Origin of the sequence: Rhodobacter flavimaris (genome assembly GCF_021378075.1) — a bacterium.
GTDB lineage: Bacteria > Pseudomonadota > Alphaproteobacteria > Rhodobacterales > Rhodobacteraceae > Rhodobacter > Rhodobacter flavimaris.
This window is the reverse complement of the sequence record NZ_JAJUOS010000004.1, coordinates 235,860-258,539: the sequence shown is the minus strand read 5'-3', so window position 1 is coordinate 258,539 and position 22,680 is coordinate 235,860. Positions and strand designations below refer to the sequence as shown.

Annotated in this window: 26 protein-coding genes and 1 pseudogene; 16 read left to right on the top strand and 11 right to left on the bottom strand. The window is 64.3% G+C overall.

The window, feature by feature from the left end; all coding sequences use genetic code 11:
• Positions 1–445: 445 nt before the first annotated feature.
• Both msrQ and msrP read right to left on the bottom strand, forming a co-directional pair.
• Positions 446–1,051 (bottom strand): protein-methionine-sulfoxide reductase heme-binding subunit MsrQ, encoded by a 606-nt coding sequence (msrQ, locus tag LZA78_RS07750; protein WP_233676364.1) that lies wholly within the window; start codon positions 1,049–1,051, stop codon positions 446–448.
• Positions 1,051–1,974: a protein-methionine-sulfoxide reductase catalytic subunit MsrP gene (gene msrP / locus LZA78_RS07745; protein ID WP_233676363.1), complete on the bottom strand. Its 924-nt coding sequence runs from the start codon at positions 1,972–1,974 to the stop codon at positions 1,051–1,053. The genes msrQ and msrP overlap by 1 nt, the downstream gene beginning before the upstream one ends.
• A gap of 153 nt (positions 1,975–2,127) precedes the next feature.
• Between msrP and LZA78_RS07740 the strand changes: the two genes are divergently transcribed.
• Complete coding sequence (locus tag LZA78_RS07740; protein ID WP_233676362.1) at positions 2,128–2,577, top strand: DUF302 domain-containing protein; 450 nt, start codon at positions 2,128–2,130, stop codon at positions 2,575–2,577.
• 2 nt (positions 2,578–2,579) lie between these two features.
• Here the strand turns inward: LZA78_RS07740 and LZA78_RS07735 are convergent, their stop codons facing one another.
• Complete coding sequence (locus tag LZA78_RS07735; RefSeq protein WP_233676361.1) at positions 2,580–3,029, bottom strand: ion channel; 450 nt, start codon at positions 3,027–3,029, stop codon at positions 2,580–2,582.
• Positions 3,030–3,133: 104 nt separating this feature from the next.
• Here LZA78_RS07735 and smpB point away from each other — a divergent pair, with 104 nt between their 5' ends.
• The 6 genes from smpB to LZA78_RS07705 all read left to right on the top strand — a co-directional run bounded on the left by smpB (position 3,134) and on the right by LZA78_RS07705 (position 8,925).
• The gene (gene smpB / locus LZA78_RS07730; protein ID WP_233676360.1) at positions 3,134–3,607 is read left to right on the top strand and encodes an SsrA-binding protein SmpB; all 474 of its coding nucleotides are present in this window, start codon (positions 3,134–3,136) and stop codon (positions 3,605–3,607) included.
• A 104-nt stretch (positions 3,608–3,711) separates the two neighbouring features.
• Positions 3,712–4,569 carry a 3-mercaptopyruvate sulfurtransferase gene (gene sseA / locus LZA78_RS07725; protein ID WP_233676359.1) on the top strand — a complete coding sequence of 286 codons (858 nt, stop codon included), beginning with the start codon at positions 3,712–3,714 and terminating at the stop codon, positions 4,567–4,569.
• Positions 4,569–5,750: an amino acid aminotransferase gene (locus LZA78_RS07720; RefSeq protein ID WP_233676358.1), complete on the top strand. Its 1,182-nt coding sequence runs from the start codon at positions 4,569–4,571 to the stop codon at positions 5,748–5,750. The genes sseA and LZA78_RS07720 overlap by 1 nt, the downstream gene beginning before the upstream one ends.
• 129 nt (positions 5,751–5,879) lie before the next feature.
• Positions 5,880–6,329, top strand: coding sequence for a MarR family winged helix-turn-helix transcriptional regulator (locus tag LZA78_RS07715; protein ID WP_233676357.1), 450 nt, complete (start codon positions 5,880–5,882; stop codon positions 6,327–6,329).
• A complete protein-coding gene (locus LZA78_RS07710) occupies positions 6,313–7,386 on the top strand; it encodes an HlyD family secretion protein (RefSeq protein ID WP_233676356.1) in 1,074 nt (357 codons plus the stop codon). Before LZA78_RS07715 ends, LZA78_RS07710 begins: the two co-directional genes overlap by 17 nt.
• Positions 7,387–7,389: 3 nt before the next feature.
• Positions 7,390–8,925, top strand: a complete 1,536-nt coding sequence (locus LZA78_RS07705) for a DHA2 family efflux MFS transporter permease subunit (RefSeq protein ID WP_233676355.1) — start codon at positions 7,390–7,392, stop codon at positions 8,923–8,925.
• A 50-nt stretch (positions 8,926–8,975) separates the two neighbouring features.
• On the opposite strand, the gene LZA78_RS07700 is transcribed toward LZA78_RS07705, so the two are convergent.
• Together LZA78_RS07700 and LZA78_RS07695 are read right to left on the bottom strand one after the other, a co-directional pair.
• A complete protein-coding gene (locus LZA78_RS07700) occupies positions 8,976–10,319 on the bottom strand; it encodes an ammonium transporter (protein WP_233676354.1) in 1,344 nt (447 codons plus the stop codon).
• A gap of 24 nt (positions 10,320–10,343) precedes the next feature.
• Entirely contained in the window at positions 10,344–10,682 is a 339-nt protein-coding gene (locus LZA78_RS07695) for a P-II family nitrogen regulator (protein WP_233676353.1), read from the bottom strand.
• A gap of 264 nt (positions 10,683–10,946) precedes the next feature.
• Here LZA78_RS07695 and LZA78_RS07690 point away from each other — a divergent pair, with 264 nt between their 5' ends.
• Positions 10,947–13,133: a transglycosylase domain-containing protein gene (locus LZA78_RS07690; protein WP_233676352.1), complete on the top strand. Its 2,187-nt coding sequence runs from the start codon at positions 10,947–10,949 to the stop codon at positions 13,131–13,133.
• A 6-nt stretch (positions 13,134–13,139) separates the two neighbouring features.
• On the opposite strand, the gene LZA78_RS07685 is transcribed toward LZA78_RS07690, so the two are convergent.
• From LZA78_RS07685 to LZA78_RS07675, 3 genes are all read right to left on the bottom strand, one after another.
• Positions 13,140–13,745, bottom strand: a complete 606-nt coding sequence (locus LZA78_RS07685; RefSeq protein WP_233676351.1) for an MlaC/ttg2D family ABC transporter substrate-binding protein — start codon at positions 13,743–13,745, stop codon at positions 13,140–13,142.
• Positions 13,735–14,475, bottom strand: coding sequence for an MlaA family lipoprotein (locus LZA78_RS07680; protein ID WP_233676350.1), 741 nt, complete (start codon positions 14,473–14,475; stop codon positions 13,735–13,737). Before LZA78_RS07680 ends, LZA78_RS07685 begins: the two co-directional genes overlap by 11 nt.
• Before the next feature lie 110 nt (positions 14,476–14,585).
• Entirely contained in the window at positions 14,586–15,752 is a 1,167-nt protein-coding gene (locus LZA78_RS07675; protein WP_233676349.1) for a lytic murein transglycosylase, read from the bottom strand.
• 174 nt (positions 15,753–15,926) lie between these two features.
• Here LZA78_RS07675 and LZA78_RS07670 point away from each other — a divergent pair, with 174 nt between their 5' ends.
• A complete protein-coding gene (locus tag LZA78_RS07670; RefSeq protein ID WP_233676348.1) occupies positions 15,927–16,274 on the top strand; it encodes a hypothetical protein in 348 nt (115 codons plus the stop codon).
• A gap of 3 nt (positions 16,275–16,277) precedes the next feature.
• On the opposite strand, the gene LZA78_RS07665 is transcribed toward LZA78_RS07670, so the two are convergent.
• Both LZA78_RS07665 and LZA78_RS07660 read right to left on the bottom strand, forming a co-directional pair.
• A complete protein-coding gene (locus tag LZA78_RS07665; RefSeq protein ID WP_233676347.1) occupies positions 16,278–16,808 on the bottom strand; it encodes a L,D-transpeptidase family protein in 531 nt (176 codons plus the stop codon).
• Entirely contained in the window at positions 16,808–18,016 is a 1,209-nt protein-coding gene (locus LZA78_RS07660) for a MalY/PatB family protein (protein WP_233676346.1), read from the bottom strand. The genes LZA78_RS07665 and LZA78_RS07660 overlap by 1 nt, the downstream gene beginning before the upstream one ends.
• Before the next feature lie 174 nt (positions 18,017–18,190).
• On the opposite strand from LZA78_RS07660, the gene def (LZA78_RS07655) reads away from it, so the two are divergent.
• The 7 genes and pseudogenes from def (LZA78_RS07655) (at position 18,191) to LZA78_RS07625 (ending at position 21,816) form a co-directional block, all read left to right on the top strand.
• Positions 18,191–18,724 carry a peptide deformylase gene (def, locus tag LZA78_RS07655; protein ID WP_233676345.1) on the top strand — a complete coding sequence of 178 codons (534 nt, stop codon included), beginning with the start codon at positions 18,191–18,193 and terminating at the stop codon, positions 18,722–18,724.
• A complete protein-coding gene (def, locus tag LZA78_RS07650) occupies positions 18,724–19,224 on the top strand; it encodes a peptide deformylase (RefSeq protein WP_233676344.1) in 501 nt (166 codons plus the stop codon). The genes def (LZA78_RS07655) and def (LZA78_RS07650) overlap by 1 nt, the downstream gene beginning before the upstream one ends.
• Before the next feature lie 3 nt (positions 19,225–19,227).
• The gene (gene fmt / locus LZA78_RS07645) at positions 19,228–20,121 is read left to right on the top strand and encodes a methionyl-tRNA formyltransferase (RefSeq protein ID WP_233676343.1); all 894 of its coding nucleotides are present in this window, start codon (positions 19,228–19,230) and stop codon (positions 20,119–20,121) included.
• A gap of 89 nt (positions 20,122–20,210) precedes the next feature.
• Positions 20,211–20,448: pseudogene (locus LZA78_RS07640) on the top strand (GlsB/YeaQ/YmgE family stress response membrane protein).
• A complete protein-coding gene (locus LZA78_RS07635) occupies positions 20,448–20,600 on the top strand; it encodes a hypothetical protein (RefSeq protein WP_233676342.1) in 153 nt (50 codons plus the stop codon). Before LZA78_RS07640 ends, LZA78_RS07635 begins: the two are co-directional and overlap by 1 nt.
• 62 nt (positions 20,601–20,662) lie before the next feature.
• Positions 20,663–21,544, top strand: a complete 882-nt coding sequence (locus tag LZA78_RS07630; protein WP_233676341.1) for an SPFH domain-containing protein — start codon at positions 20,663–20,665, stop codon at positions 21,542–21,544.
• Positions 21,544–21,816, top strand: coding sequence for an NfeD family protein (locus LZA78_RS07625; protein WP_233676340.1), 273 nt, complete (start codon positions 21,544–21,546; stop codon positions 21,814–21,816). The genes LZA78_RS07630 and LZA78_RS07625 overlap by 1 nt, the downstream gene beginning before the upstream one ends.
• 45 nt (positions 21,817–21,861) lie before the next feature.
• Here the strand turns inward: LZA78_RS07625 and pyrF are convergent, their stop codons facing one another.
• On the bottom strand, positions 21,862–22,572 hold the full coding sequence (gene pyrF / locus LZA78_RS07620; protein WP_233676339.1) for an orotidine-5'-phosphate decarboxylase: 711 nt from the start codon (positions 22,570–22,572) through the stop codon (positions 21,862–21,864).
• Between the last annotated feature and the right edge of the window lie 108 nt (positions 22,573–22,680).

Sequence of the window (22,680 nt, the reverse complement as noted above, 5' to 3'; positions counted from 1 at the left end):
TCACAAACAGTGAAGCTGACAATCACATCATCGGCCGAAACCTAGTGACCCGATATGCTACGGTTAAACGTCGAAACCGACCAAACCGCCCGCATATCTCTTCAGATATCCATCAATGTCAAAGAGCCAGGAAACAAAATCAACCAGTTGCGCCTCATCACTTGCGGCGCCGCTAGCCAACCCATCTCCAATTTTTCGTTGCTTTCCAGTGTCTTGCGACCCCTTCCGGCGTCCCGTTGCAGCGTCTGCCGCGTCGGTGAGGGGCTATTTACGGATCACCGCCAAACTCCGCAAGGCCCTTTTTCAAAAATCTCAAACTTTTCTCACTCAATCACTCAAATCCCCTTGTTTCGTTGGGAAAAGAAAATGCCTGCTAGACCCGTCCAGCCATCCGCAGACGGCATGCCCCTCTCCCCCAAGGGGCCTGAGTGCAGGAATCGGGGTATCAGCGGCGAGTTGGGAAGGCCCGGGCGGTGACTCGCACCGCCATCAGCGCCGTGAAGGCCGCCGCCCAAGCCCATCCTTCGGTGGAGACCACCTTCATCTGCATCAAGTAGTGAATCACTCCGAACCCCACGGCCGGGTAAACCAGCCAATGCAGCCGCCGCCAGTTCCGCCCGAGCTTGCGCACCGAAGCGTTGTTCGAAGTTGCCGCGAGCGGGATCAGTGACACGAACCCCGCGAGGCCAAGATAGAGATAGGGGCGCTTGACCAGATCGCGCAGGGCCTGCTCCCACAGCAGGGTCATGTCGAGAACGACCCAAGCGGCCAGGTGCAGGCACAGATAGAAGAAGGCAATCAGACCGATCGCGCGACGGTAGCGGATCAGGTTCAAACCGAAAAACCGGCGCGCGGGCGTAATGGCCAGCCCGCCCATCAGGAACCATAGGGCCACCTTGCCCAAACGGTGCTCGATCTCTTTGACCGGATCGACGCCGAGCCCGTTAGAGACCGCAAGCCAGACGATCCATGCCAACGGGATCAATCCCGCAAGATAGATCCAGCCGGGCGAGACCCGGCGCAGGCTGCCATTCACCGTCGACACCAGCATCAATATTTCACCCGCAGATCCATCCCTGCGTAGAGACCCGTGACCTCATCGGCATAGCCGTTGAACATCAGTGTCGGTTCACGCTTGGCGAAGAGGCCCGCACCGATCCGGCGCTCGGTCGCCTGGGACCAGCGGGGGTGATCCACTTCCGGGTTCACATTGGCGTAGAACCCGTATTCGCGCGGCTGGAGTGATTTCCAAGTCGTGCGTGGCTCGGCTTCGGTAAGGGTGATCTTGACGATGCTCTTGATCGACTTGAAGCCATATTTCCACGGCACGACCAGCCGCAGCGGGGCGCCGTTCTGCTTGGGCAGTTCTTCACCGTAAAGACCCGAGGCGAGAATGGTCAGCGGATGCATCGCCTCATCGAGGCGCAGCCCCTCGACATAGGGCCAGTCGATTCCACCGCCGCGCTGGCCCGGCATTTCCTCGGGGCGCAGGAGGGTTTCGAACGCCACGTATTTCGCACCGGGCTGAACGCCCGCGCGGTTCAGCAGATCGGCCAAGGGGAAGCCGATCCAAGGGATCACCATCGCCCAGGCCTCGACGCAGCGCAGCCGGTAGATCCTCTCCTCCAGCGTCACGTTCTTGAGAATGTCTTCCAGCGCATAGCTACCAGGGCGTTCGACCAGACCGCCGATCTCGACCGACCAGGGATCGGTGCGCAGCTTGCCCGCATGGCGCGCCGGGTCAGACTTGTCCCAACCGAATTCATAGAAGTTGTTATAGGTGGTGATCTCTTCAAAAGTATTGGGCTTGGCATCGGTCGAATAGGCCGAGGGCCGCGCCGCGATCTTGGCCTGCACGGGCAGCGCACCAAGGGCGGCACTTGCGCCGATCCCGACCAGCAGCGAGCGGCGCTGCAGGAATTGGGCCTTGGGGGTCACGTCGGACCAGTTCAGTTTCGCGCATTCATGTGCCATCGGGGCTCCTCCTGTCGGGACTATAAAGGGAATACGTTCTGAACAGGCCCGCCGTTACACAGCTAGCGCGATTGTTACCCCTTCCCAGACCGCATAAATATATTAAAAATGGAATACGAAGGCCGCTCCGGCGGCAGGGAGAAGGGAGAAATCATGAAACACCCGATACTGGCCGCCATCGCGGCCTGTGCCTTCGCGGGCGCCGCGCAAGCGCAAGAGGCCCATAGTTGGGAGGTCGAGGACGATTTCGCCAGCGTCACCTTCGCGGTCGAGAACGCGATCATCGGCGCGGGCCTTGTTGTCGATCACATCAGCCATACCGGCGACATGCTGGAGCGCACACGCGAAGATGTCGGCTCGGACAAGGTGATCTTCACCGGGGCCGATGTCTTCTCATTCTGCTCGGCCAAAGTGTCGCGCGCGGTGATGGAGATCGACCCGACGAACGTGCAGTTCTGCCCCTACAACATCTTCGTCTATGAGACGCCCGAGCGGCCCGGCTTGATCACCGTGGGGTTCCGCGACTACCCCGAGGGCGCGATGGACATGGTCGAGGAGATGCTCGGCGGTATCGTCGCCGAGGCGCTGATGCTCGATCCGTAAGCTCAGCCGTCGCCGCGTTTAAGGTGCGCCTGCAACTGGCTCAGGCGCACCTGGCGCAGCGCCTCGACCAGAAGCGCGGTCAGCAGGCCGATGTTCAGCAGACCGTTGGCCGCCGCCATCCCCCCGAGGATACGCCATTCATGCGTCAGCAGGATGTCGCCGTAGCCAAGCGTAGTGTAGGACACGAGCGCGAAATAGACCGCCGCCTCCATGGTAATGAAGATCCCGAGCGCGCGGAAACAGAAGGCCCAAAGCCAGACCCCCGCCGTGACCATCATCAAAGCCCAGAGCGCGGTGATCAGCACCACCAGCATCAGCTTGGGCCGATGCGGCTCGCGCAGCAGCCAGAAGCGCGAACGCGACAGCGCCCACTCCATCCCCCAGGCACTGAGGGCGGCGATGACCACGGTCATCATCATCATGACCGACCCGATGAACACCTGTAGAAACATGCGATCTCTCCCTGAATCGCGCCTATACGCTGCGGGGCGCGCCGGTCAAGACCCACGCTGTCGCACTGGACAGATGCCCTGCCCTGCCCTATCTCGGTGCGACCATGGCCCAGAAGTCCGATCCCAATTCCAAGCTGATCGCCGAAAACCGGCAGGCGCGTTACCATTATGCCGTCGAGGACACGCTCGAGGCGGGCATCGTGCTGACCGGCTCCGAGGTGAAATCGCTGCGCACCGGGCAGTCGAACATCGCCGAAAGCTATGCCTCGGTCGAGAATGGCGAGCTGTGGCTGATCAACTCCTACATCGCCGCCTATAAAGAGGCGGGCGTATTCGGGCACGAGGAACGCCGTCACCGCAAGCTGCTGGTCTCCAAGCGCGAGCTGTCGCGCCTGTGGCAGGCGATCGGGCGCGAGGGCATGACGATCGTGCCGCTCAAGATGTATTTCAACGACAAGGGTCGGGTGAAGCTGCTTCTGGGCATCGCCAAGGGCAAGAAGATGGCCGACAAGCGCGAAACCGAGGCCAAGCGCGACTGGAACCGCCAGAAACAGCGTCTGCTCAAGCAGCACAGCTGATCCTGAGACAGTTCCGGGCCGCTTTTCGTTCCTGCAGCCCCCAGAACTCTTGCCTCCCTCGGCCCTCTGAGGCTAAGGACGTTGAAGCAAACGGAGGGCGCGCAATGGCGATGGATGATCCTAAAACCCTTGTTTCCACGGACTGGCTCGAGGCGCATCTGCACGACCCGGATCTGCGGATTATTGACGCCACATGGTTCCTGCCGACCGACCCGCGCAACGCCAAGGCCGGCTATGATGCCGCGCATATCCCCGGCGCGCGGTTCTTCGATATCGACGAGATCGCGGATTCGCGTTCGGAACTGCCGCATATGGCGCCCCCGGTCGAGAAATTCGTCTCGCGGATGCGGGCCATGGGCATCGGCGACGGCCATCAGGTCGTTATCTACGATCAGGTGGGCGTGTTCTCGGCGCCGCGCGTGTGGTGGACCTTCCGCCTGATGGGCAAGACCGATGTCGCCGTGCTCGACGGCGGTCTGCCGAAATGGCAGGCCGAGGGCCGCGAGATCGAGGATCTGCCCCCGGTCATGCGCGACCGCCACATCACCGTCCAGCGTCAGGCCAGCCTGATCAAGGACGTCACGCAGGTCGCCCATGCATCGAAGCTGGGCGATTACGAGATCATCGACGCGCGCGCCCATGGCCGCTTTATCGGCATCGATCCCGAACCCCGCCCCGGCCTGCGCCAGGGCCATATTCCCGGCTCGAAGAACGTCCAGTGGATGGATCTGCTGACCCCGGCGAATACGCTCAAATCCCCCGAAGATCTGCGCGCGGTCTTCGAGGCCGCCAAGGTGGATCTGTCGAAGCCCGCGATATGCAGCTGCGGCTCGGGCGTCAACGCCGCGATCCTTGCGCTGGCGCTGGAACGTCTGGGCCATCGCGACTGGTCGGTCTATGACGGGGCCTGGGCCGAATGGGGCATGTATAACGACCTCAAGGTCGCAACCGGAGAAGCATGATGTTCAACTCTCTCAAGCCGCAGGCGCCGGATAAGATCCTGGCGCTGATGGGCATGTTCCGCGCCGACCCCCGGACGGACAAGGTCGATCTCGGCGTCGGTGTCTACAAGGACGCCGAGGGCCGCACGCCCGTGATGCGTGCGATCAAGGCCGCCGAGAAGCAGCTTTGGGACAAGGAAACCACCAAGACCTATACCGCGCTGGCCGGTGAGCCTGAATTCCACGCTGCTATGGCGGGCATGGTGCTTGGCGCCGACTATCCGAAGGATCGTCTTTCGGCCCTGCAAACCGTGGGCGGCACCGGCGCCTGCCGCATGGGCTTTGAGCTCGCGCGCATGGCCAACCCGGATGTCACCATTTGGGTGTCGGACCCGACCTGGCCGAACCATCTGTCGATCCTGTCCTTCATGAAGCAGGACTACAAACTCTATCGCTATTTCGACGCGGCCTCGCGCTCGGTCGATTTCGACGCGATGATGGCGGATCTTGAGGGCGTGAAGGCGGGCGACGTGGTTCTGCTGCACGGCTGCTGCCACAACCCGACCGGCGCCAACCTGACGATCGAGCAATGGGGCACCGTCGCCGATCTGCTTGAGGCCAAGGGCGCGATCCCGATGATCGACCTTGCCTATCAGGGCTTCGGCGACGGGCTCGAGGCCGATGCCGCGGGCACCCGCCTGATCGCGTCGCGCCTGCCCGAGGTGATGATCGCGGCCTCCTGCTCGAAGAACTTCGGTATCTACCGCGAGCGCACCGGCTGCCTGATGGTGCTGTCCGACGCGGCCTCGAAAGAGGTCACGCAGGGCACGCTGGCCTATCTGAACCGCCAGACCTATTCCTTCGCACCCGATCACGGCGCGCGCCTGGTGACCATGGTGCTGGCCGACCCGGCGCTGCGCGCCGATTGGGAGGCTGAACTGGAAGAGGTTCGCAACGGTATGCTCGGCCTGCGCGAGGCGCTTGCGGCCGAACTGCGCCAGCTGTCGAACTCGGACCGGTTCGACTTCGTGGCCAAGCACCGCGGCATGTTCTCGCGCATCGGTGCCAGCCCCGAGCAGGTCGAGAAGATGCGCGTCGATAACGCGATCTACATGGTCGGCGATTCGCGCCTGAACATCGCGGGCCTCAACGCCAAAACCGTGCCGCTGCTGGCCCGCGCCATCATTGACGCCGGCGTCTGATCCGCCAACACATTGAAACGACTTGAAACGCGGGGGCCGCAACGCCCCCGCGTTTTTCATTGCCGTCGCGTCATTCTTGATTTTATAAGCCTGCTTATAATATCGCTGCTCATCTTCCGTGAGGCCGCAATGAACTGCTCCGAGATCCAGAAGGAAAGCCTTGGCTTTCTGATGCACGACGCCACCCGCCTGATCCGGCGCGAGTTCGAACGTCTGGCCGCAGATCACGGCCTGACCTCTGCCCAGTGGCGGCTTTTGGTGCATCTGCTGCGCAATGGCCCGCTGCCCCAGGCCCGCTTGGCCGAACTGCTGGAGATCGAGCCGATCTCAGTCTCGCGCATGGTGGACCGGATGGAGGACGCAGGCTGGGTCACCCGCAGCCCGGACCCGAACGACCGCCGCATCCGCATCGTGGAACTGACCGAGAAGGCGCAAGAAATCCTGCCGCAGGCCCGCATCATCGCCGATGACCTCTATGCCCGCACCCTGAGCGGCTTCTCCCAATCCGAAACCGAGGCGCTGTTCTCCTCCCTCCGCCGCCTCATTGCCAACCTGTCCGAGAATGACCATGTCCGCTGAGATCTCCCCCAAGAAACCGAAGAAACTCCTTATGGCCGCGCTGCCGCTTGCCCTTGTGCTGGGCGGGGGCTGGATGTGGCTTGACGCCGGGCGCTATGAGACGACCGAGAACGCCAATATCCAGATCGCGCGCATCTCGGTGGCCTCCGAACTGTCGGGCCGCGTGACCGAGGTCTTCGTGCATGACAATGCCCGCGTGACAGCGGGCGAGGCGCTGTTCACCGTGGACCCGCAGCCCTACCAGCTTGCCCTGGCGCAGGCCGAGGCCGCGCTGGCCCAAGCCCGCCTGGGCGTCGAGCAGTTGCGCGCCGCCTACCAGGTCGCACTGGCGCAAGAGAAAGTGGCGCAGGACACGGCCGATTACCTGGCGATGGAACTCAAGCGGCAGGAAGAGATCACCGGTCGCGGCGCGGGCACCGGCTCGGCGCTGGATGCTGCGCGCCATGCCGCGAGTGCCGCCAACGAAACCCTGTCCGCCGCGCAGCAATCCGTGCAGGCCGCGCTAGCTGCGCTTGGCGGCGATGCGGGGATTGAGACCGACGCGCACCCGACCGTGCGCGCGGCCCTCGTGGCGCGCGACAAGGCGGCCTATGACCTTGGCTTGACCACGGTGAAGGCGCCCGCAGATGGCGTCATTTACAAGGCCGCCTCGTTCAAGCCGGGTCAGTTCGTCTCGGAAGGGTCATCGCTTTTCACGCTGGTCGAGACCGGCGACATCTGGGTCGAGGCGAATTTCAAGGAAACCCAGATCGAGAACCTCGGCCCCGGCCAGACGGCTCAAATCGAGTTCGATACTTTCCCGGGCCGCGAATATGACGCCGTGGTCGAGGCCGTGGGTGCAGGCACCGGGGCCGAGTTCGCCCTGCTCCCTGCGCAGAACGCGACCGGCAACTGGGTGAAGGTCACGCAGCGCGTGCCGGTGCGACTGCGCCTGACCGAGACCGCCGAAACCGCCGATCTGCGTGCGGGCCTTTCGGCCAGCGTCACCGTCGATACCCATGCCGAGACGCGGCTCGACGCGATCCTCGCCCATGCCGGAACGGTTTCGGAGCACTGATCCATGTCCGCAACCCCTGCGCACGCAGCCCATGGTGAAATCAAGCACCATGGGCTGATCACTCTTTCGCTGATGCTGGCGACGATCATGCAGGTGCTCGACACCACGATCGCCAACGTCGCCCTGCCCTCGATGCGCGCCGACCTTGGCGCCTCGTCGGATACGATCAACTGGGTGCTGACCTCCTATATCGTGGCCGCCGCCATCGTGACGCCGCTCTCGGGCTGGCTGTCGGAACGCTTTGGCCGCAAGGAGGTCTTCGTTGCCTCGGTCGCGGGTTTCGTGCTGACCTCGATGCTCTGCGGTATCGCCTGGAGCCTCGAGACGATGGTGCTGTTTCGCATGGCGCAGGGCGTTTTCGGCGCGGCCATCGTGCCGCTGTCGCAGACCTTCCTGCTGGATATCAACCCGCGCGAAAAGCACGGGCAGGCGATGGCGCTTTGGGGGGCGGGCATCATGGTGGGGCCGATCATCGGCCCGACGCTCGGCGGCTATCTGACCGAAACGCTGAACTGGCGGTGGGTTTTCTACATCAACGTGCCACTTGGCGCGATCGCGCTGGCAGGCTGCATGGCCTATCTGCCAAACATGGCGCGCCGCATCCGCCGCTTCGACTTCGCGGGCTTTGCCTTCCTTGCGCTTGGCGTCGGCGCGCTGCAGCTGATGCTCGACCGCGGCGCCGAGGTGGACTGGTTCGAATCGACCGAGGTCTGGATCGAGACCGCCGTCGCGCTGACCGGCTTCTGGTGCTTCGTCATCTGGATCATGGGCAAGGAGCATCCGTTCCTCGACCCGCGCATGTTTGCCGACCGCAACTTTGTCACGGGCCTTGTCTTCATCTTCATCGTGGGGATCATCCTCCTGGCCTCGCTGGCGCTGCTGCCGCCGATGCTGTCCACGATCTTCGGCTATCCGGTGATCACGACCGGCATGGTGATGGCCCCGCGTGGGGTGGGCACGATGGTCTCAATGATCCTTGCGGGCAAGCTGGTACGCGTGGTCGACCCGCGCAAGCTGGTCGCGGCGGGGCTGCTGCTGACGGTGCTGTCGCTTGACATCATGACCCGCTTCACGCCGCAGATGGATGCCACGCTGATCGTGGTTTCCGGCCTCGTTCAGGGTCTGGGGTTGGGGCTTGTTTTTGTGCCGCTCTCTACGGTCGCCTTCGCCACCATCCCCGCGCAGTTCCGCGGCGATGCCACCGCGCTCTTCAGCCTCGTGCGCAATATCGGCTCGTCCATCGGAATCTCGCTGGTGACGGTGCTGCTGACGCACAACACCTCGATCAACCATTCGGAGCTTGCCTCGGCACTGACGACCGAGAATCTCAACGCGCTCGGCTCGGGCGGGCTTGCGGGATACGCGCCGGGAACGGCCGCCTACCTGCTTGAGCGGATGGTAACGGTGCAGGCGCTGATGATTTCCTATGTCGATGACTTCAAGGCGATGATGTGGGTGACGCTGGCCGCCCTGCCGCTGACCTTCGTTCTGCGCCGCCCCGATCCTCATGCCGCCGCAGAGGCCGCCGTGATTGAATGAAAAAGGCCCGGGGGAACCCCCGAGCCTTTCGATGTCCAATCCCGCAGGGATTACATGTGGTAGGCGCTTTCGCCGTGCGAGGTCTGGTCGAGGCCCTGACGCTCTTCGTCGGTCGAGACGCGCAGGCCGATCAGCATGTCCACCAGCTTGAAGAGGATGAACGAAACCACACCCGACCACACGATGGTCACAGCGACAGCCTTGATCTGCACGAACACCTGATCAACGATCGAGCCCGATTCCACGAACAGGCCGGTGCCACCGAAGGACGGGTCCGACAGGATACCCACGAGGATCGCGCCGGTGATGCCGCCGATACCGTGGATGCCGAACACGTCGAGGCTGTCATCGTAGCCGAACTTGTTCTTCACAACGGCGACGAAGAAGTAGCAGATCAGCGAAGCAATCACACCCAGGACAATCGCGCCCATCGGGCCGACGGTACCACAGGCCGGGGTGATGGCGACGAGACCGGCGACGATGCCCGAGGCAGCGCCCAGCATCGAGGCCTTACCACGTGCAACGGCTTCGATCGCGCTCCAGGCCAGGGCCGCGGCGGCGGTGGCGATGAAGGTGTTGATCATGGCCAGCGTCGCGCCAGCGTTGGCTTCGAGGTTCGAACCGACGTTGAAACCGAACCAGCCAACCCACAGCATGCCGGTACCAACCAGCGTGAGGGTCATCGAGTGCGGAGCCATCATGTCCTTGCCCAGGCCGACGCGCGGGCCGATCACGATGCAGCCGACCAGAGCGGCGATACCGGCGTTGATGTGCACAACGGTGCCGCCAGCGAAGTCAATGGCGCCCCAGTTGAAGATCAGGCCAGCGCCGTCCCAGACCATGTGAGCGACCGGGAAATAGACCAGCGTGCCCCAGAGTGCGCAGAACAGCAGCACGGCCGAGAACTTGATGCGCTCGGCGAAGGCGCCGATGATCAGTGCCGGGGTGATCGCGGCGAAGGTCATCTGGAAGGCGAGGAACAGGAACTCGGGGATCACGATGCCTTCCGAGAAGGTGGCGGACATTGAGTCAACCGAAACGCCCGAAAGGAAGAGCTTGCCAAGGCCGCCCCAGAACGGCGAGGTGCCGCCACCGAAGGCGAACGAATAGCCGTAGATCACCCAGATGATCATCATCATGGCGGCGATCACGGTGGTCTGCATCAGGATCGACAGCATGTTCTTGGCGCGCACGAGGCCACCGTAGAACAGCGCGAGGCCCGGAATGGTCATGAACAGAACGAGGACCGTCGAGGTCATCATCCAGGCCACGTCACCCTTGTCCATTACGTCGGCGGCAGCTTCTGCGGCGACCGCGGTTTCCTGGGCGAAGGCGGGCAGGGCAGCCAGCAGCGCCGCTGCCGTCAAGCCCGTGATTTTCGAGAGGTTTTTCATTGATTCACTTCCCCTGAGCGTTACTTAGAGCGCGTCGTCGCCGGCTTCGCCGGTGCGGACGCGGACCGCCTGGTTGACGTCGAGAATGAAGATTTTGCCGTCGCCGATCTTGTCGGTCTTCGCCGACTTGAGGATGGTATCGACGACTTCGTCAGCCAGAGCGTCGGCCACGACGATCTCGAGCTTCACCTTCGGCACGAAGTTCACAGCGTATTCCGCACCGCGATAGATCTCGGTGTGGCCCGACTGCGCCCCAAAGCCCTTGATTTCGGTCACCATCATTCCGCGCACGCCGATCGAAGTGAGCGCCTCGCGCACCTCCTCGAGCTTGAACGGCTTGATTGCTGCAATGATCAGTTTCACTGGTTAGCCCTTCCCTTTGTCAGCAACTTTCGATGCCACGCAGGACATCCACGCCCTTCAAAAGCGCCAATATGCATCTGCAGCACAAGAAATCGCGCTTTCAGAAAGCGGCTGGAACGGCGTGAAGAAACCTCAATTTGCATAATTTGTGCGCATTGCCTTCTTTTTAATCATTCAGCAAACCGAATCGTGATCGCTTGTCGCTCCACAAGCCGGGGCAGAGCGTGTACTGTCCCGAAAAACGACAGGCATCGGATCACGGCAATGGCAGGAACAGGCGGGCGGCAGGGGCCGCTGGTGGCAGACAAGCGCTACAGTGCGGCGGCGAAACCCGCAGCGCCTAAAAAAACCGCTAAGCGCCGCAAGGCCCCGCGCGCACCGCGCAAGCGCGGCCCGATCATGGCGCTTTTGCATCTGATCTGGCGCGCGATTTGGGGCGTTGCCTGGCGCGCCGGGGCCGTCGTCGCGATGATCGTGGGCCTTGCCACCTTCTATTTCTACGCGGGCCTGCCCGAGGTTTCGGCGCTGCTCGACGGGCGTTATCGCGGCTCGGTCACGATGCTTGACCGCAACAACCAGGTCTTTGCCTGGCGGGGGGAAACCTTCGGCGGCCAGATCACGGCAGAGAATGTCTCGCCGCATCTCAAAAACGCCGTCATCGCGACCGAGGATCGCCGCTTCTATCGCCATTTCGGCGTCAGCCCGCGCGGCATCGCCTCGGCGATCAAAATCAACCTGTCCGAGGGGCGTGGCCCGCTGGAGGGCAACGGCGGCTCGACCATCACGCAGCAGGTGGCGAAGCTGCTTTGCCTCGGCGTCGAATACGATCCCAAGGTCTGGAAGACCGAAGCCGCCTATGAGGACGATTGCCGCTCGGGCGGGGTCAAGCGCAAGATCAAGGAGATCCCCTACGCGCTCGCGATGGAGGTCAAGTATTCCAAGGAGGAGATCCTGACGATCTACCTCAACCGCGCCTATCTGGGTGCGGGTGCGCGCGGCTTCGAGGCGGCGGCGCAGCGCTATTTCGGCATCTCGGCGGCCAATGTGAACCCGCAGCAGGCGGCGATGCTGGCGGGGCTGCTCAAGGCCCCCTCGCGCTATGCGCCGACGACCAACCTGACCCGCTCGCAGGAACGCGCGGGCATGGTTCTGGCGCTGATGCATGAGCAGGATTACCTGGATGACCGCGAGTGGCAGGCGGCCCGCTCCAATCCCGCGACGCTGTCCGAGGCCGCGCAGGCCCGCGCGGGCGGTTATTTCGCCGATTGGGTGATGGATACCACGCCCGACTTCCTGTCGCAGGAAACGACCGAGGACGTGATCATCCACACCACGCTTGACCAGCGCATCCAGCGCGCGGCCGAGGAGGCGCTGAAATCCGTCTTCGAGACCAAGGTCAAGGAAGGCTCCGAGGCCGAGGCCGCGATTGTCGTCATGTCCGCCGACGGTGCGGTGCGCGCGATGATCGGCGGGCGCGCGACCAAGGTGTCGGGCGCCTTCAACCGCGCCACGCAGGCCAAACGGCAGACCGGCTCGACCTTCAAGCCCTTCGTCTATGCGGCCGGGCTCGACACTGGCATGACGCCCGACACAACCGTTCTGGACGGACCGCTGACGGTGAACGTGCGCGGCTCGGGGCCGTGGACGCCGCAGAATTACACCAAGGAATTCCTGGGGCCGATCCCGCTGTGGATGGCGCTCGCGCAGTCGATCAACACCGCGACCGTGCGCGTTGGGCTTGAGGTCGGCTTCGACGGGGTGCGCAAGGTCGCCTCGGATTTCGGCTTTGCCTCGGAACTGGCCAGCGGCCCTGCCGTCGTGCTGGGCGTCTCCGAATCGACGCTGGTTGAAATGACCGGCGCCTTCGCGGGCATCCTGAACGGCGGTAGCTCGGTCAAACCCTTCGGCATGAACGAGTTGCGCATCAAGGGCGACGCCGAGCCGCTTTTCGGCGCAGGGGGCGGCATGGGCGAGCGGGTGATCTCGGAGAAAGCCGCGCGCGAGCTGATGTGGATGATGTATCAGGGCGTCGAGCAGGGCACCGGCCGCCGCGCCCGGATCGAGGGGCGCCAGATCGCGGGCAAGACCGGCACCACGCAAGCCGCCCGCGACGCCTGGTTCATCGGCTTCACCGCCGATTATGTGACCGGCGTCTGGATGGGCTATGACGACAACCGCCCGCTGTCGGGCGTGACCGGCGGCGGGTTGCCCGCCGATATCTGGCGCGAGGTGATGCTGCGCGTCGAAGACGGTCTGCCCGCGCGGCCGCTGCCCATGGCAACCCCGTCCGAATGGCGCAACAGCGGCGGTCAGACCTGGTCCTCGGGCGACCCGATCCCCGAGGGCGGCGTGCCCGTCGTCAACGGCGAGCTTGTGCTCCCCGGCACCGAGGCCGACCGCAACGAAACCCTCGGCCAGGCGATCGAGAACCTGCTGCGCTCGCTGTACTAGGCAGGCTCAGCCGGCGGTCTTCAGATCCGCGATCAGCGCATCGATGTTGCCCCGGCGCCGATCCAGCATGGCGCCGATCTCGGTGCGCTCGGAGGCCAGCATGTTCACCCCCTCGATGATGAGGTTGAAGAACAGATCGCGCCCGGATTTGTCCGAGACATGCCAGAGCACCTCGAACGGCGCCTGACCGGACATATAGGCGGTGGTCTTGACCTCGTAGAAGGTCTTGACCGGGCGCGCACCCTGCACCTCGAACCGGGTGCCGATGAATTCGCGGAAGCGTTTACCGTATTTGCGCGACAGGTAGCCCCGGAAGGCGGTGGTGAAGACCGACATCTGCGCCGAGCTGGCCGAACGCGCTGCCGTGCCAAGCGCCGAGCGGGCAATGACCGGCACATCGGCGTAACGAGTGAAGATCCTCTCGAAATCCGCATAAAGCGCCGAGCCGCTCTTGCCCGACGCGATGGCCGCATTCACATCGTTGACCGCGCGCTGGATCAGCGCACTCGCCTCGGCATCGTTCAGCGCAAGCGCCGGGGCGGGGAGCGCAAGGGCGGCAGCCCCAGCAACGCCAAGGGCCAGCAGGGTGCGACGGGTCGGTTCATTCCGCATAGGGATCCTCGTAGGGGTCAAAGGCGTCTGCATCGTTTTCCTGCCTGCCGGAAAGCTGGTAGCGGCGGCTTTGCAGGTAAAGCAGCCGGGTCTGGGCATAGCTGTCGGCGCTTTCATGAAGCACCGAATCGACCGTGTCGCCAAAGCGCTTGCGGTCCGCGATCTTGCCCGCGATCCGCACGCCGGTGACGGCAACGGCATCCTGCCCTTCGAACATCACATTCACCGGGTCGAGCGCGAGATCGACCAGCCAGCCGACGGCATCGCGCTCGGTCGAGGGGCCGACAACGGGCAGCACGATATAGGCCCCCTCACTCCAGCCCCAGACGTAGAGCGTCTCGCCGAAATCGGTGTCGGTCTCGTGCAGACCGAAGACGGAACCAGCCGGATCGAACAGGCCGCCGATCCCGATGGTGGAGTTGATCACGAAGCGCAGCGTATTCTCGACCGCTGGCTCCGCCCGCCCTTGAAGCACGGAATTGACGACCTTGCTGGGCAGGCCGAGGTTGCTTGAGGCATTCGAGAAGCCCACGAAGACCGGATCTGGCAGCACAATGGGCTTGATTGCGGTGGCGAAAACCTGATCGAGATTCTTGTTGAACTCATGCGTCGAGCGGTTCTGCTCCTCATGGGGATCCCAGAACTGCTCCTCCTGCGGCGGGGCCCCGCCACAGCCCGCCAGCACCGCACAGACGGCCAAAGCCCCGGTTTGCAAGGTCAGCGACTGCATCTTACCCCCCAATCCGACCGCTGGCGGTCAATGTCCAAATGCCGAGATTCCAATTCACTACATCTATTCAAATTAGTCCCGCGCGCAGGCGGAAACAAGGCAAGCGCGCGTCACAACCGGGACAACAGTGCCGCAGTCGGCCAGGCATCCGCGGGCAGGCCCAGACGCATCTGCTCGCGCTGGACCGCATCGCGGGTGCGCGCCCCCAGGATGCCGTCGACCGCGCCCACATCGTAGCCGCGTGCCGACAGCTTCTGCTGCAAGGCCTTCATCTGCTCGGCGCTCAGCCCGGCCTCGGGGCGGCCCGGATCGAAGCGCGCGGCGCCCTCCAGCCGCGTCGCGAAATACGCCGCGGTGGTGACGTAGACAAAGCTTTTGTTCCACTCGAACAGAACCTGGAAATTCGGATAGACCATGAAGGCCGGGCCCTTGCGCCCCATCGGCAACAGGACCGAGCCCTTGCCCGAGGCCAGCGCCCCCTCGCGCGCGCTGACCCCCATGCGCGCCCAGTCTGCAGTATCGAGCGCCACCCCCATTCCCGTCTTCGACCAGTCGAGCCCCTCGGGCACCACGATCTCTTGCATCCAGGGCTCGCCCTTGCGCCACCCCAGATCGCGCAGCATCTTTGCCCCCGACATCAGCGCATCGGGCGCCGAGGTCTTGAGCGTGACATGCCCGTCGCCATCGCCATCGACCCCGTTGCGCAGGATATCGTCGGGCAGCATCTGCACCTGCCCGATCTCGCCTGCCCAGGCCCCAGCGGTGCGTTGCGGGTCGAAATCGCCGCGCCGGTATAGCTCGGCGGCAGCCAGAACCTGCGGGCGGAACAGTTCGGGGCGGCGGCAATCATGGGCGAGCGTGACCAGCGCGTCGCGCGTGTTGAAATCGCCCTGCACCGCGCCGTAATCGGTCTCAAGCGCCCAGAAGGCCAGCAGCACCCCGCGCGACACGCCGTATTCGCGCTCAATCCGGTCGAAGACCGCCTTGTATTTCTGGCTGTTCCTGGCGCCATTGGTCAGCCGGTTCTGACTGATCAGGGATTGTGAGAACTCGATGAAATTCTTGCGAAAAACGCCCTGCGCGCGGTCGGCCTTCAGCACCCGCGCATCCTGACGCACACCACGCAGGAAGGCGTCCGCCTGCACCTCGCTCAACCCCTGCCCCCGGATCTCGGCCTTCAGGTCTTGAACAAAGGCCCCGAAATCGCCCCCGCATTGCGCAGCGGCGGCCAAGGGCAGGCAAAGACCCCAGATGAGGGCGGCAATAAAGGGGCGCATGAAATCCTCCGGCACTCGAATAGACCAAGGCTAGTCGCTGCGCGGCAGCATCGCAACAGCGTTGCGAAGGCCGCCCGGAGCGCTCCGAACCCACCGTCATACTTTTGATAAACTTGATTTTTATTCTTTCAGGCGCAGGATATCCCCTAGGGGGATTCGTTGCAGGAGGGGGAGATGGAGATTCTGCCGAAAGATCTCGTGGCGGCTCTGCGTGCCGCCTATCGGCCCGAGGGAGGCCGCAAGTCACGTCTGCGCATTCACACCGGCGACGAGGTGTTGCCGGTGCTGCGCCGCTGGCGCGGTGGCTTCGCGCTGGACGCCAGCCAGGTGAGCCATCTGCGCGGACATGTGGAGCTTTACGAGGGCGGGCGGCATATCGCCAGCGCGCTGATCGTGGCCTCGGACATCGACGGGGATGAGCTGATCTGCTCCGTCAAGCGCGAAACCCCGGTGGCTGATCGCGCGCCGCTGGATTTCGTGCGCCCCGACGATGCGCCGGTCGGATACCTGCCCTCGGCCTGAGGCTCAGGGCAGGATATCAACGCGCGCACCAAGGGGCGTGGCCGCGAACAACTCCTCGATCTCGGCATCTGCAAGCGCGATGCATCCGGCCGTCCAGTCATGGCCAAGCGTCACACCAGCCGGCAGGATGTTGGGCTGGCCGTGAAAGAAGATATCACCGCCCGGATCGACCCCGGCCGCCGCCGCACGGGCGCTGTCTTCTTTCTGCGGGTAGTCGATGCCCAAAGACAGGTGATAGGCGCTGGAGGCATTGCGCCGGTCGATGCGGAAGGTGCCCTCGGGCGTGCGCCCGTCGCCTTGGCGCAGCTTGTCGCCCTCGGGTGCGAAGCCCAGCCTGACGCGATAGACGCGTGCTACCTGATCGCCGGTGTAAACAGTCATCCGCCGCGCGGCCTTTTCAACGACAATGCGGCTGACCGGCCCGGCAAGCGGCGGCAAAGGCGGCTGCGGGCGCGGCAGCACGATCGCCACCACGCCCGCGATTAACACGGCCAGCGTAAGACCCGAGAAAATCCGCGCCAGCCGCCGGAGCATCACTGCAAATCGGCGAAGGCGTTTTGCAAGCGGGTCACGGCTTCCTCGACCCGCGCGCGCGGCGTCGCGAGGTTGAAGCGCAGGAAGTCCTCGCCCCCCAGACCGAAGGTGGCGCCATGATTGACGGCAATCTTCGCGTCCTTCTCGACCCGCGCAAGGAACTCCTCGCGCGCCATTCCCGTGCCTTCGAAATCGACCCAGGCAAGATAGGTCGCCTCAAGCGGCATCGATCGCAGTCCGGGGATCGCATTCACGCCCGCATCGAAAATCTTCCGGTTCCCGTCGAGATAGGCCAGCAGCGCATCGACCCAGGCCGCCCCTTCGGGCGAATAGGCCGCCGTCGCCATCGTCAGGCCAAAGCTATTGGGCGAAATGCCCATCGCCGCCATGCGCGCACCGAACCGCTTGCGCAGCTCGGGGTCGGCGATGATGACATTGCCCGTCAGCCCGCCCGCGACGTTGAAGGTCTTGGTGGTGGCAGTCATCATCACCAGCGGCATATCGGGCTCGGCCACCGCCATCGGGATATGCTTGCGCCCGCCGGGCATCACCAGGTCATGGTGGATCTCGTCCGAGACCAGAACAAGGTTGTGGCGGCGCGCGAATTCGGCGGCGGCGCGCAGTTCGTCCGCAGTCCAGACGCGGCCACCGGGGTTATGCGGCGAGCACAGGATCATCATCCTGGCCGAGCCGTCCATCTGCGCGTCCCAGGCGTCGAAATCCATCTCGTAGCGGCCATCGACACGCTTGAGCGGGCATTCGACCACGGTGCGGCCCGCAGCGCGGATCACCCGTGCAAAGGCGTGATAGACCGGGGTCATCAGCACCACCCCGTCGCCCGGCGCGGTGAAGGCATCGACGCAAAGCGCGGTGCCGTTCACGAGGCCATGGGTGGTAAAGATCCACTCGGGCTCGACCTGCCAGCCGTGACGGGTGGCCATCCACCACTGGATCGCGGCGTGATAATCGCGGTTGTCGCCCCAGTAGCCATAGACCCCGTGCTGGGTCATGCCCTCAAGCGCGCGCTGCACGCAGGCCGGGGGGCGAAAGTCCATATCGGCGACCCACATCGCGATCCCCTCGCGCGGGCTGACGCCGTAGATGCCTTGCATTCCGTCCCATTTGGACGAATGGGTGCCCACCCGGTCGATCACTTCGTCGAAGTTCGGGGCGGCCGTTAGGGCGGCACGATTCGGGGCCTGGTTCATGTCTCCACCCTTCCAGAGGCAAGATTTTCCTGATTTGCTAGGTAATATAGCACGACCTCCCAATGCATTATAAATTATTGGAACATGGTTCCTATATTGCGAAGCACGATGGAAAATCGTTCCATCCGAACCCGACCATTGCGCCACAAGCCTCCATCGCCTACATCACGGGCTATGACCATTCGCCCGATCCTGATCCATCCCGACCCGAGGCTCAAGAAGCTTTGCGACCCCGTCGTCACCGTTGACGACGAAGTGCGCAAGCTTGCCGACGACATGCTGGCCACCATGTATGACGCGCCCGGCGTGGGCCTTGCCGCGCCGCAGGTGGGCGTGCTCAAGCGGGTTTTCGTTATGGATTGCGTCAAGGACAACACCGCCGCGCCGCAGCCCATGGTGCTGATCAACCCCGAGGTCACCTGGACCTCGGAAGAGACCAACGTCTATGAAGAAGGCTGCCTCTCGATCCCCGAGCAATATGCCGAGGTCACCCGCCCGAAAGAGGTGCGGATGCGCTGGCTGGGCCTTGACGGGCAGATGCACGAGGAACAGTTCGACGGCCTCTGGGCGACCTGCGCGCAGCATGAAAACGACCACCTGAACGGCAAGCTCTTCATCGACTATCTGGGCGCGATGAAGCGCTCGATGATCACGCGCAAGATGGAAAAGCTCAAGCGCGAGCGGGCGCGCGGCGTGAAGGAAGCCTGATGGCCGTCCGCCCCTTCATCCCCTACGAAGACAAGCGCCTGCACACTGCCGCCGAGCCGGTCGAGCAGATCACCGAGACCGTGCGGATGATCTGGGACGACATGATCGAGACGATGGAGGCGATGCCCGGCGTGGGCCTTGCTGCGCCGCAAATCGGCATCATGATGCGTCTGGCCGTGGTCGATGCCTCGGACAAGCGCGGTCAGGCCGTGCGCATGGCCAACCCCGAGGTGCTGCACGCCTCGGTGCAGATGCGCCGCCACGATGAGGCCAGCCCCAACCTGCCCGGCGTCTTCGCCACGATCGAGCGCCCGCGCGCCGTCACCGTGCGTTTCCTCAACGATCAGGGCGAGATGGAAGACCGCGATTTCGTCGGCCTCTGGGCGACCTCGGTGCAGCACCAGATCGACCACCTGAACGGCAAGACCTATGTCGATCACCTCTCGCCCCTGCGGCGCAAGATGCTGGTGCAGAAGTCGGCCAAACTTTCGAAAAGGTAAGCCATGCGCGTCATCTTCATGGGCACTCCCGATTTCTCGGTCCCGGTGCTGGAGGCGCTGGCGGCTGAACATGATGTAGTTGCCATCTACTCGCAGCCCCCGCGCCCGGCGGGCCGGGGCAAGAAGGAACGCCCCTCTCCCCTCCATGCCCGCGCCGAGGCGCTTGGCATCGAGGTGCGCACGCCGCTGAACTTCAAGGCCGTGGAAGACCGCGCCGCTTTCGCCGCGCTGAACGCCGATGTGGCCGTGGTCGTGGCCTATGGCCTGATCCTGCCGCAGGCGGTGCTGGACGCGCCGCGTCATGGCTGCCTGAATATCCATGCCTCGCTCTTGCCGCGTTGGCGCGGGGCCGCGCCCATTCACCGCGCGATCATGGCGGGCGACGCCGAGACCGGCATCTGCATCATGCAGATGGAGGCGGGTCTCGACACCGGCCCGGTCCTGCTGCACGAAGCCACGCCGATTGGCGAGACCGAAACCACCGGCGCGCTGCATGATCGCCTCTCGACCATGGGCGCGCGGATGATCCTTGAGGCGCTGGATCGCCTTGAGACCCTTACGCCCGATCCGCAACCCGAGGCGGGTGTGACCTATGCCTCCAAGATCGACAAGGCCGAGGCGCGGATAGACTGGTCCCGCCCCGCGCCCGAACTGGTGCGGCAGATCAACGGCCTCTCGCCCTTCCCCGGCGCCTGGTGCGAGATTGCGGGCGAGCGGGTCAAGATCCTGCGCGCCGCCCCGGCTTCGGGCCAAGGCGCACCGGGCGAGGTTCTGGGCGGCTTCACCGTCGCCTGCGGCGAAGGCGCGCTTGAGGTGCTGGATGCGCAGCGCGAGGGCAAGCGCCCGATGCCCGCAGCCGAGGTGCTCAAGGGCCTGAGCCTGCCCGCGCGGCTCTGAGCGGCCCGCAACGGGGGAAATCCTGACCCCGGCTCCCCTTTTCGCGCCGCACTCCCTCCCCCATATTGATCGGACCAACGGAGGCGCCCATGAACATCATTGCCCTCATCATCATCGGCGCGGCGGCGGGTTTTATCGCCACGCGCGCCATGAAAATGGAAACCGATATTCCGACAACCATCGCGATCGGCATCTTTGGCGCGCTGATTGGCGGTCTGACGCTGCGCTTTTTTCCTGACGATCACCGGCTGGATGTCGGGCTTTGTCGGCGCTGTGCTGGGGGCAATGGCGCTGATCTGGCTCTGGCGCCGCTACGGTAGCCGCTGATGCCCGCGCTGCTTGCGTTCCTCGGGCTTGGCGCATCGCGCCTCGTGCTCTGGATCGTCGCGATTTCCATCTGGTTGATCAGCCGCCCCGGTGGTTGGGCCGTTCTGGCCGTTCTGGCGCTGGTCGGGGTGAAGCTGCTACCCGCGAAATAAGCCTTTTCAGAGTTTCGCTGCGCCCGCATAATCCCGGGCGAATTTTGAGGGAGACATCGTCCATGCCACTTGAGACCATCAGCGGCGGCAATATCGTGCTTCTGGCGCTTGCCGGTTTTTTTGCCCTCTCGGTATTTCTGGGCGTCCGCATCGTTCCGCAATCCGAAAAACACGTGGTCGAGCGGTTCGGCCGCCTGCGCGCCGTTCTGGGGCCGGGCATCAACTTCATCGTGCCCTTCCTTGATCGGGTCGCGCATCGCATCTCGATCCTTGAGCGTCAGCTGCCCTCGACCCGGCAGGATGCGATCACCGCCGACAACGTGCTGGTGCAGGTCGAGACCTCGGTCTTCTACCGCATCACCGAGCCGGAAAAGACCGTCTACCGCATCCGCGACGTGGACGCGGCCATCGCCACCACCGTGGCGGGCATCGTGCGTTCCGAGATCGGCAAGATGGAGCTGGACACCGTCCAGTCGAACCGCGCGGGGCTGATCGGCACGATTCAGGACAACCTGGCGAATGTGGTCGATGACTGGGGGATCGAGGTCACCCGCGCCGAGATCCTCGACGTGAACCTCGACGAGGCCACCCGCGCCGCGATGCTGCAACAGCTCAATGCCGAGCGCGCCCGCCGAGCGCAGGTGACCGAGGCCGAGGGCCGCAAGCGCGCCGTCGAACTGCAAGCGGATGGCGAGCTTTACGCCGCCGAGCAGGAGGCCAAGGCCAAGCGCGTTCTGGCCGAAGCCGAGGCCTTCGCCACCGGCGTCATCGCTGAAGCCATCGCCAAGAACGGGCTTGAGGCCGCGCAGTATCAGGTCGCGCTGAAACAGGTCGAGGCGATTTCCGAGGTCGCCAGCGGTAATGGCAAGCAGACCGTGATCCTGCCGGCCGCCGCGCTTGAGGCCTTCACCAATGCGTTCACGCTGCTCAAGGGGAAATCGTGATGCTGTGGCAACAAGCCTGGTTCTGGGTCGCCGCAGGGGTGGTTCTGGGCGCGCTGGAAATGCTGATCCCCGGCTTCTTCCTGCTCGGGTTCGCCATCGGCGCGCTGGTCGTGGGGTTTCTAGTGTGGCTTGGCCTCATGGGGGCCAGCCTGCCGCCGCTGCTGCTCGTGATGGCGGCCACTGCCGTGCCCGCCTGGCTGATCGCACGGCGCATTGCCGGGGTGCGCAGCGGCCAGAACAAGATCTGGGATCGCGACATCAACGAGAACTGATGCAGCGGAAAAAGAAACGGCGGCCCTCGGGCCGCCGTTCTTGATTTACACGGCGCGGATCTCGGACAGGATCGCCTGCGCCGCGGCCACCGGATCGGGCGCGGCCCAGATCGGGCGCCCCACGACCAGATGATCGGCCCCGGCGGCCAGCGCGGTCGCGGGGGTCTCGACCCGCTTCTGGTCACCCAGTGCCGCGCCTGCGGGGCGCACGCCCGGCGTCACGATCAGCTTGCCCGCCGCCTGCGGCAGCGCCCGGATCACCGCCGCCTCACGCGGGCTGGCGATTACACCATCCGCCCCGGCCTCAAAGGCGCGCGCGGCGCGCTCGATCACCAGATCGGCGATCTCGCCCTCTTTGATCAGCGCCCCGTCCAGATCGCCCCGATCAAGCGAGGTCAGGATCGTCACCGCCAAAATCTTGAGGTTCTTGCCCGAGGCGCCCTCCTTGGCGGCCTTCACCACATAGGGGTCGCCATGCACCGTCAGGAAATCCAGATCGTATTGCGCGATGCCCTTCACGGCCTTTTCCACCGTCGCGCCGATGTCGAAGAATTTCATGTCGAGGAATATCTTCTTGCCGAACTCGAGCTTGAGCTCATTGGCCAGCGCAAGCCCGCCGCCCGTCAGCATCCCCAACCCGATCTTGTAGAACGACACGCTGTCGCCCAGCGCCTTGGCCAACTCCAGCCCGGCAAGGGCGTTCGGCACATCGAGGGCGACGATCAGCCGGTCGTCGGCGGGCAGCATCTGGGTCATGGCAATTCTCCGGGGGAAGGGCAAACGGAGGCCTTTTGCGCCCGAACCGCCCGCCGGTCAAGGAAAAGCCGCCTGCGCGCGGGGCCAACTTTTTGCCGCGCACCCTGT

Bases quoted from the DNA above. Each gene is read 5' to 3' on its own strand.
- fmt (WP_233676343.1), top strand. From the start codon at position 19,228: ATGCGCGTCATCTTCATGGGCACTCCCGATTTCTCGGTCCCGGTGCTG.
- LZA78_RS07705 (WP_233676355.1), top strand. From the start codon at position 7,390: ATGTCCGCAACCCCTGCGCACGCAGCCCATGGTGAAATCAAGCACCAT.
- LZA78_RS07660 (WP_233676346.1), bottom strand. From the start codon at position 18,016: ATGAACCAGGCCCCGAATCGTGCCGCCCTAACGGCCGCCCCGAACTTC.
- pyrF (WP_233676339.1), bottom strand. From the start codon at position 22,572: ATGACCCAGATGCTGCCCGCCGACGACCGGCTGATCGTCGCCCTCGAT.
- LZA78_RS07635 (WP_233676342.1), top strand. From the start codon at position 20,448: ATGCCCGCGCTGCTTGCGTTCCTCGGGCTTGGCGCATCGCGCCTCGTG.
- LZA78_RS07630 (WP_233676341.1), top strand. From the start codon at position 20,663: ATGCCACTTGAGACCATCAGCGGCGGCAATATCGTGCTTCTGGCGCTT.
- LZA78_RS07675 (WP_233676349.1), bottom strand. From the start codon at position 15,752: ATGCGCCCCTTTATTGCCGCCCTCATCTGGGGTCTTTGCCTGCCCTTG.
- LZA78_RS07735 (WP_233676361.1), bottom strand. From the start codon at position 3,029: ATGTTTCTACAGGTGTTCATCGGGTCGGTCATGATGATGATGACCGTG.
- msrQ (WP_233676364.1), bottom strand. From the start codon at position 1,051: ATGCTGGTGTCGACGGTGAATGGCAGCCTGCGCCGGGTCTCGCCCGGC.
- LZA78_RS07715 (WP_233676357.1), top strand. From the start codon at position 5,880: ATGAACTGCTCCGAGATCCAGAAGGAAAGCCTTGGCTTTCTGATGCAC.
- LZA78_RS07690 (WP_233676352.1), top strand. From the start codon at position 10,947: ATGGCAGGAACAGGCGGGCGGCAGGGGCCGCTGGTGGCAGACAAGCGC.
- smpB (WP_233676360.1), top strand. From the start codon at position 3,134: ATGGCCCAGAAGTCCGATCCCAATTCCAAGCTGATCGCCGAAAACCGG.
- LZA78_RS07625 (WP_233676340.1), top strand. From the start codon at position 21,544: ATGCTGTGGCAACAAGCCTGGTTCTGGGTCGCCGCAGGGGTGGTTCTG.
- sseA (WP_233676359.1), top strand. From the start codon at position 3,712: ATGGCGATGGATGATCCTAAAACCCTTGTTTCCACGGACTGGCTCGAG.
- LZA78_RS07740 (WP_233676362.1), top strand. From the start codon at position 2,128: ATGAAACACCCGATACTGGCCGCCATCGCGGCCTGTGCCTTCGCGGGC.
- msrP (WP_233676363.1), bottom strand. From the start codon at position 1,974: ATGGCACATGAATGCGCGAAACTGAACTGGTCCGACGTGACCCCCAAG.
- LZA78_RS07720 (WP_233676358.1), top strand. From the start codon at position 4,569: ATGTTCAACTCTCTCAAGCCGCAGGCGCCGGATAAGATCCTGGCGCTG.
- def (WP_233676344.1), top strand. From the start codon at position 18,724: ATGGCCGTCCGCCCCTTCATCCCCTACGAAGACAAGCGCCTGCACACT.
- LZA78_RS07710 (WP_233676356.1), top strand. From the start codon at position 6,313: ATGACCATGTCCGCTGAGATCTCCCCCAAGAAACCGAAGAAACTCCTT.
- LZA78_RS07700 (WP_233676354.1), bottom strand. From the start codon at position 10,319: ATGAAAAACCTCTCGAAAATCACGGGCTTGACGGCAGCGGCGCTGCTG.
- LZA78_RS07685 (WP_233676351.1), bottom strand. From the start codon at position 13,745: ATGCGGAATGAACCGACCCGTCGCACCCTGCTGGCCCTTGGCGTTGCT.
- LZA78_RS07680 (WP_233676350.1), bottom strand. From the start codon at position 14,475: ATGCAGTCGCTGACCTTGCAAACCGGGGCTTTGGCCGTCTGTGCGGTG.
- LZA78_RS07670 (WP_233676348.1), top strand. From the start codon at position 15,927: ATGGAGATTCTGCCGAAAGATCTCGTGGCGGCTCTGCGTGCCGCCTAT.
- LZA78_RS07665 (WP_233676347.1), bottom strand. From the start codon at position 16,808: ATGCTCCGGCGGCTGGCGCGGATTTTCTCGGGTCTTACGCTGGCCGTG.
- def (WP_233676345.1), top strand. From the start codon at position 18,191: ATGACCATTCGCCCGATCCTGATCCATCCCGACCCGAGGCTCAAGAAG.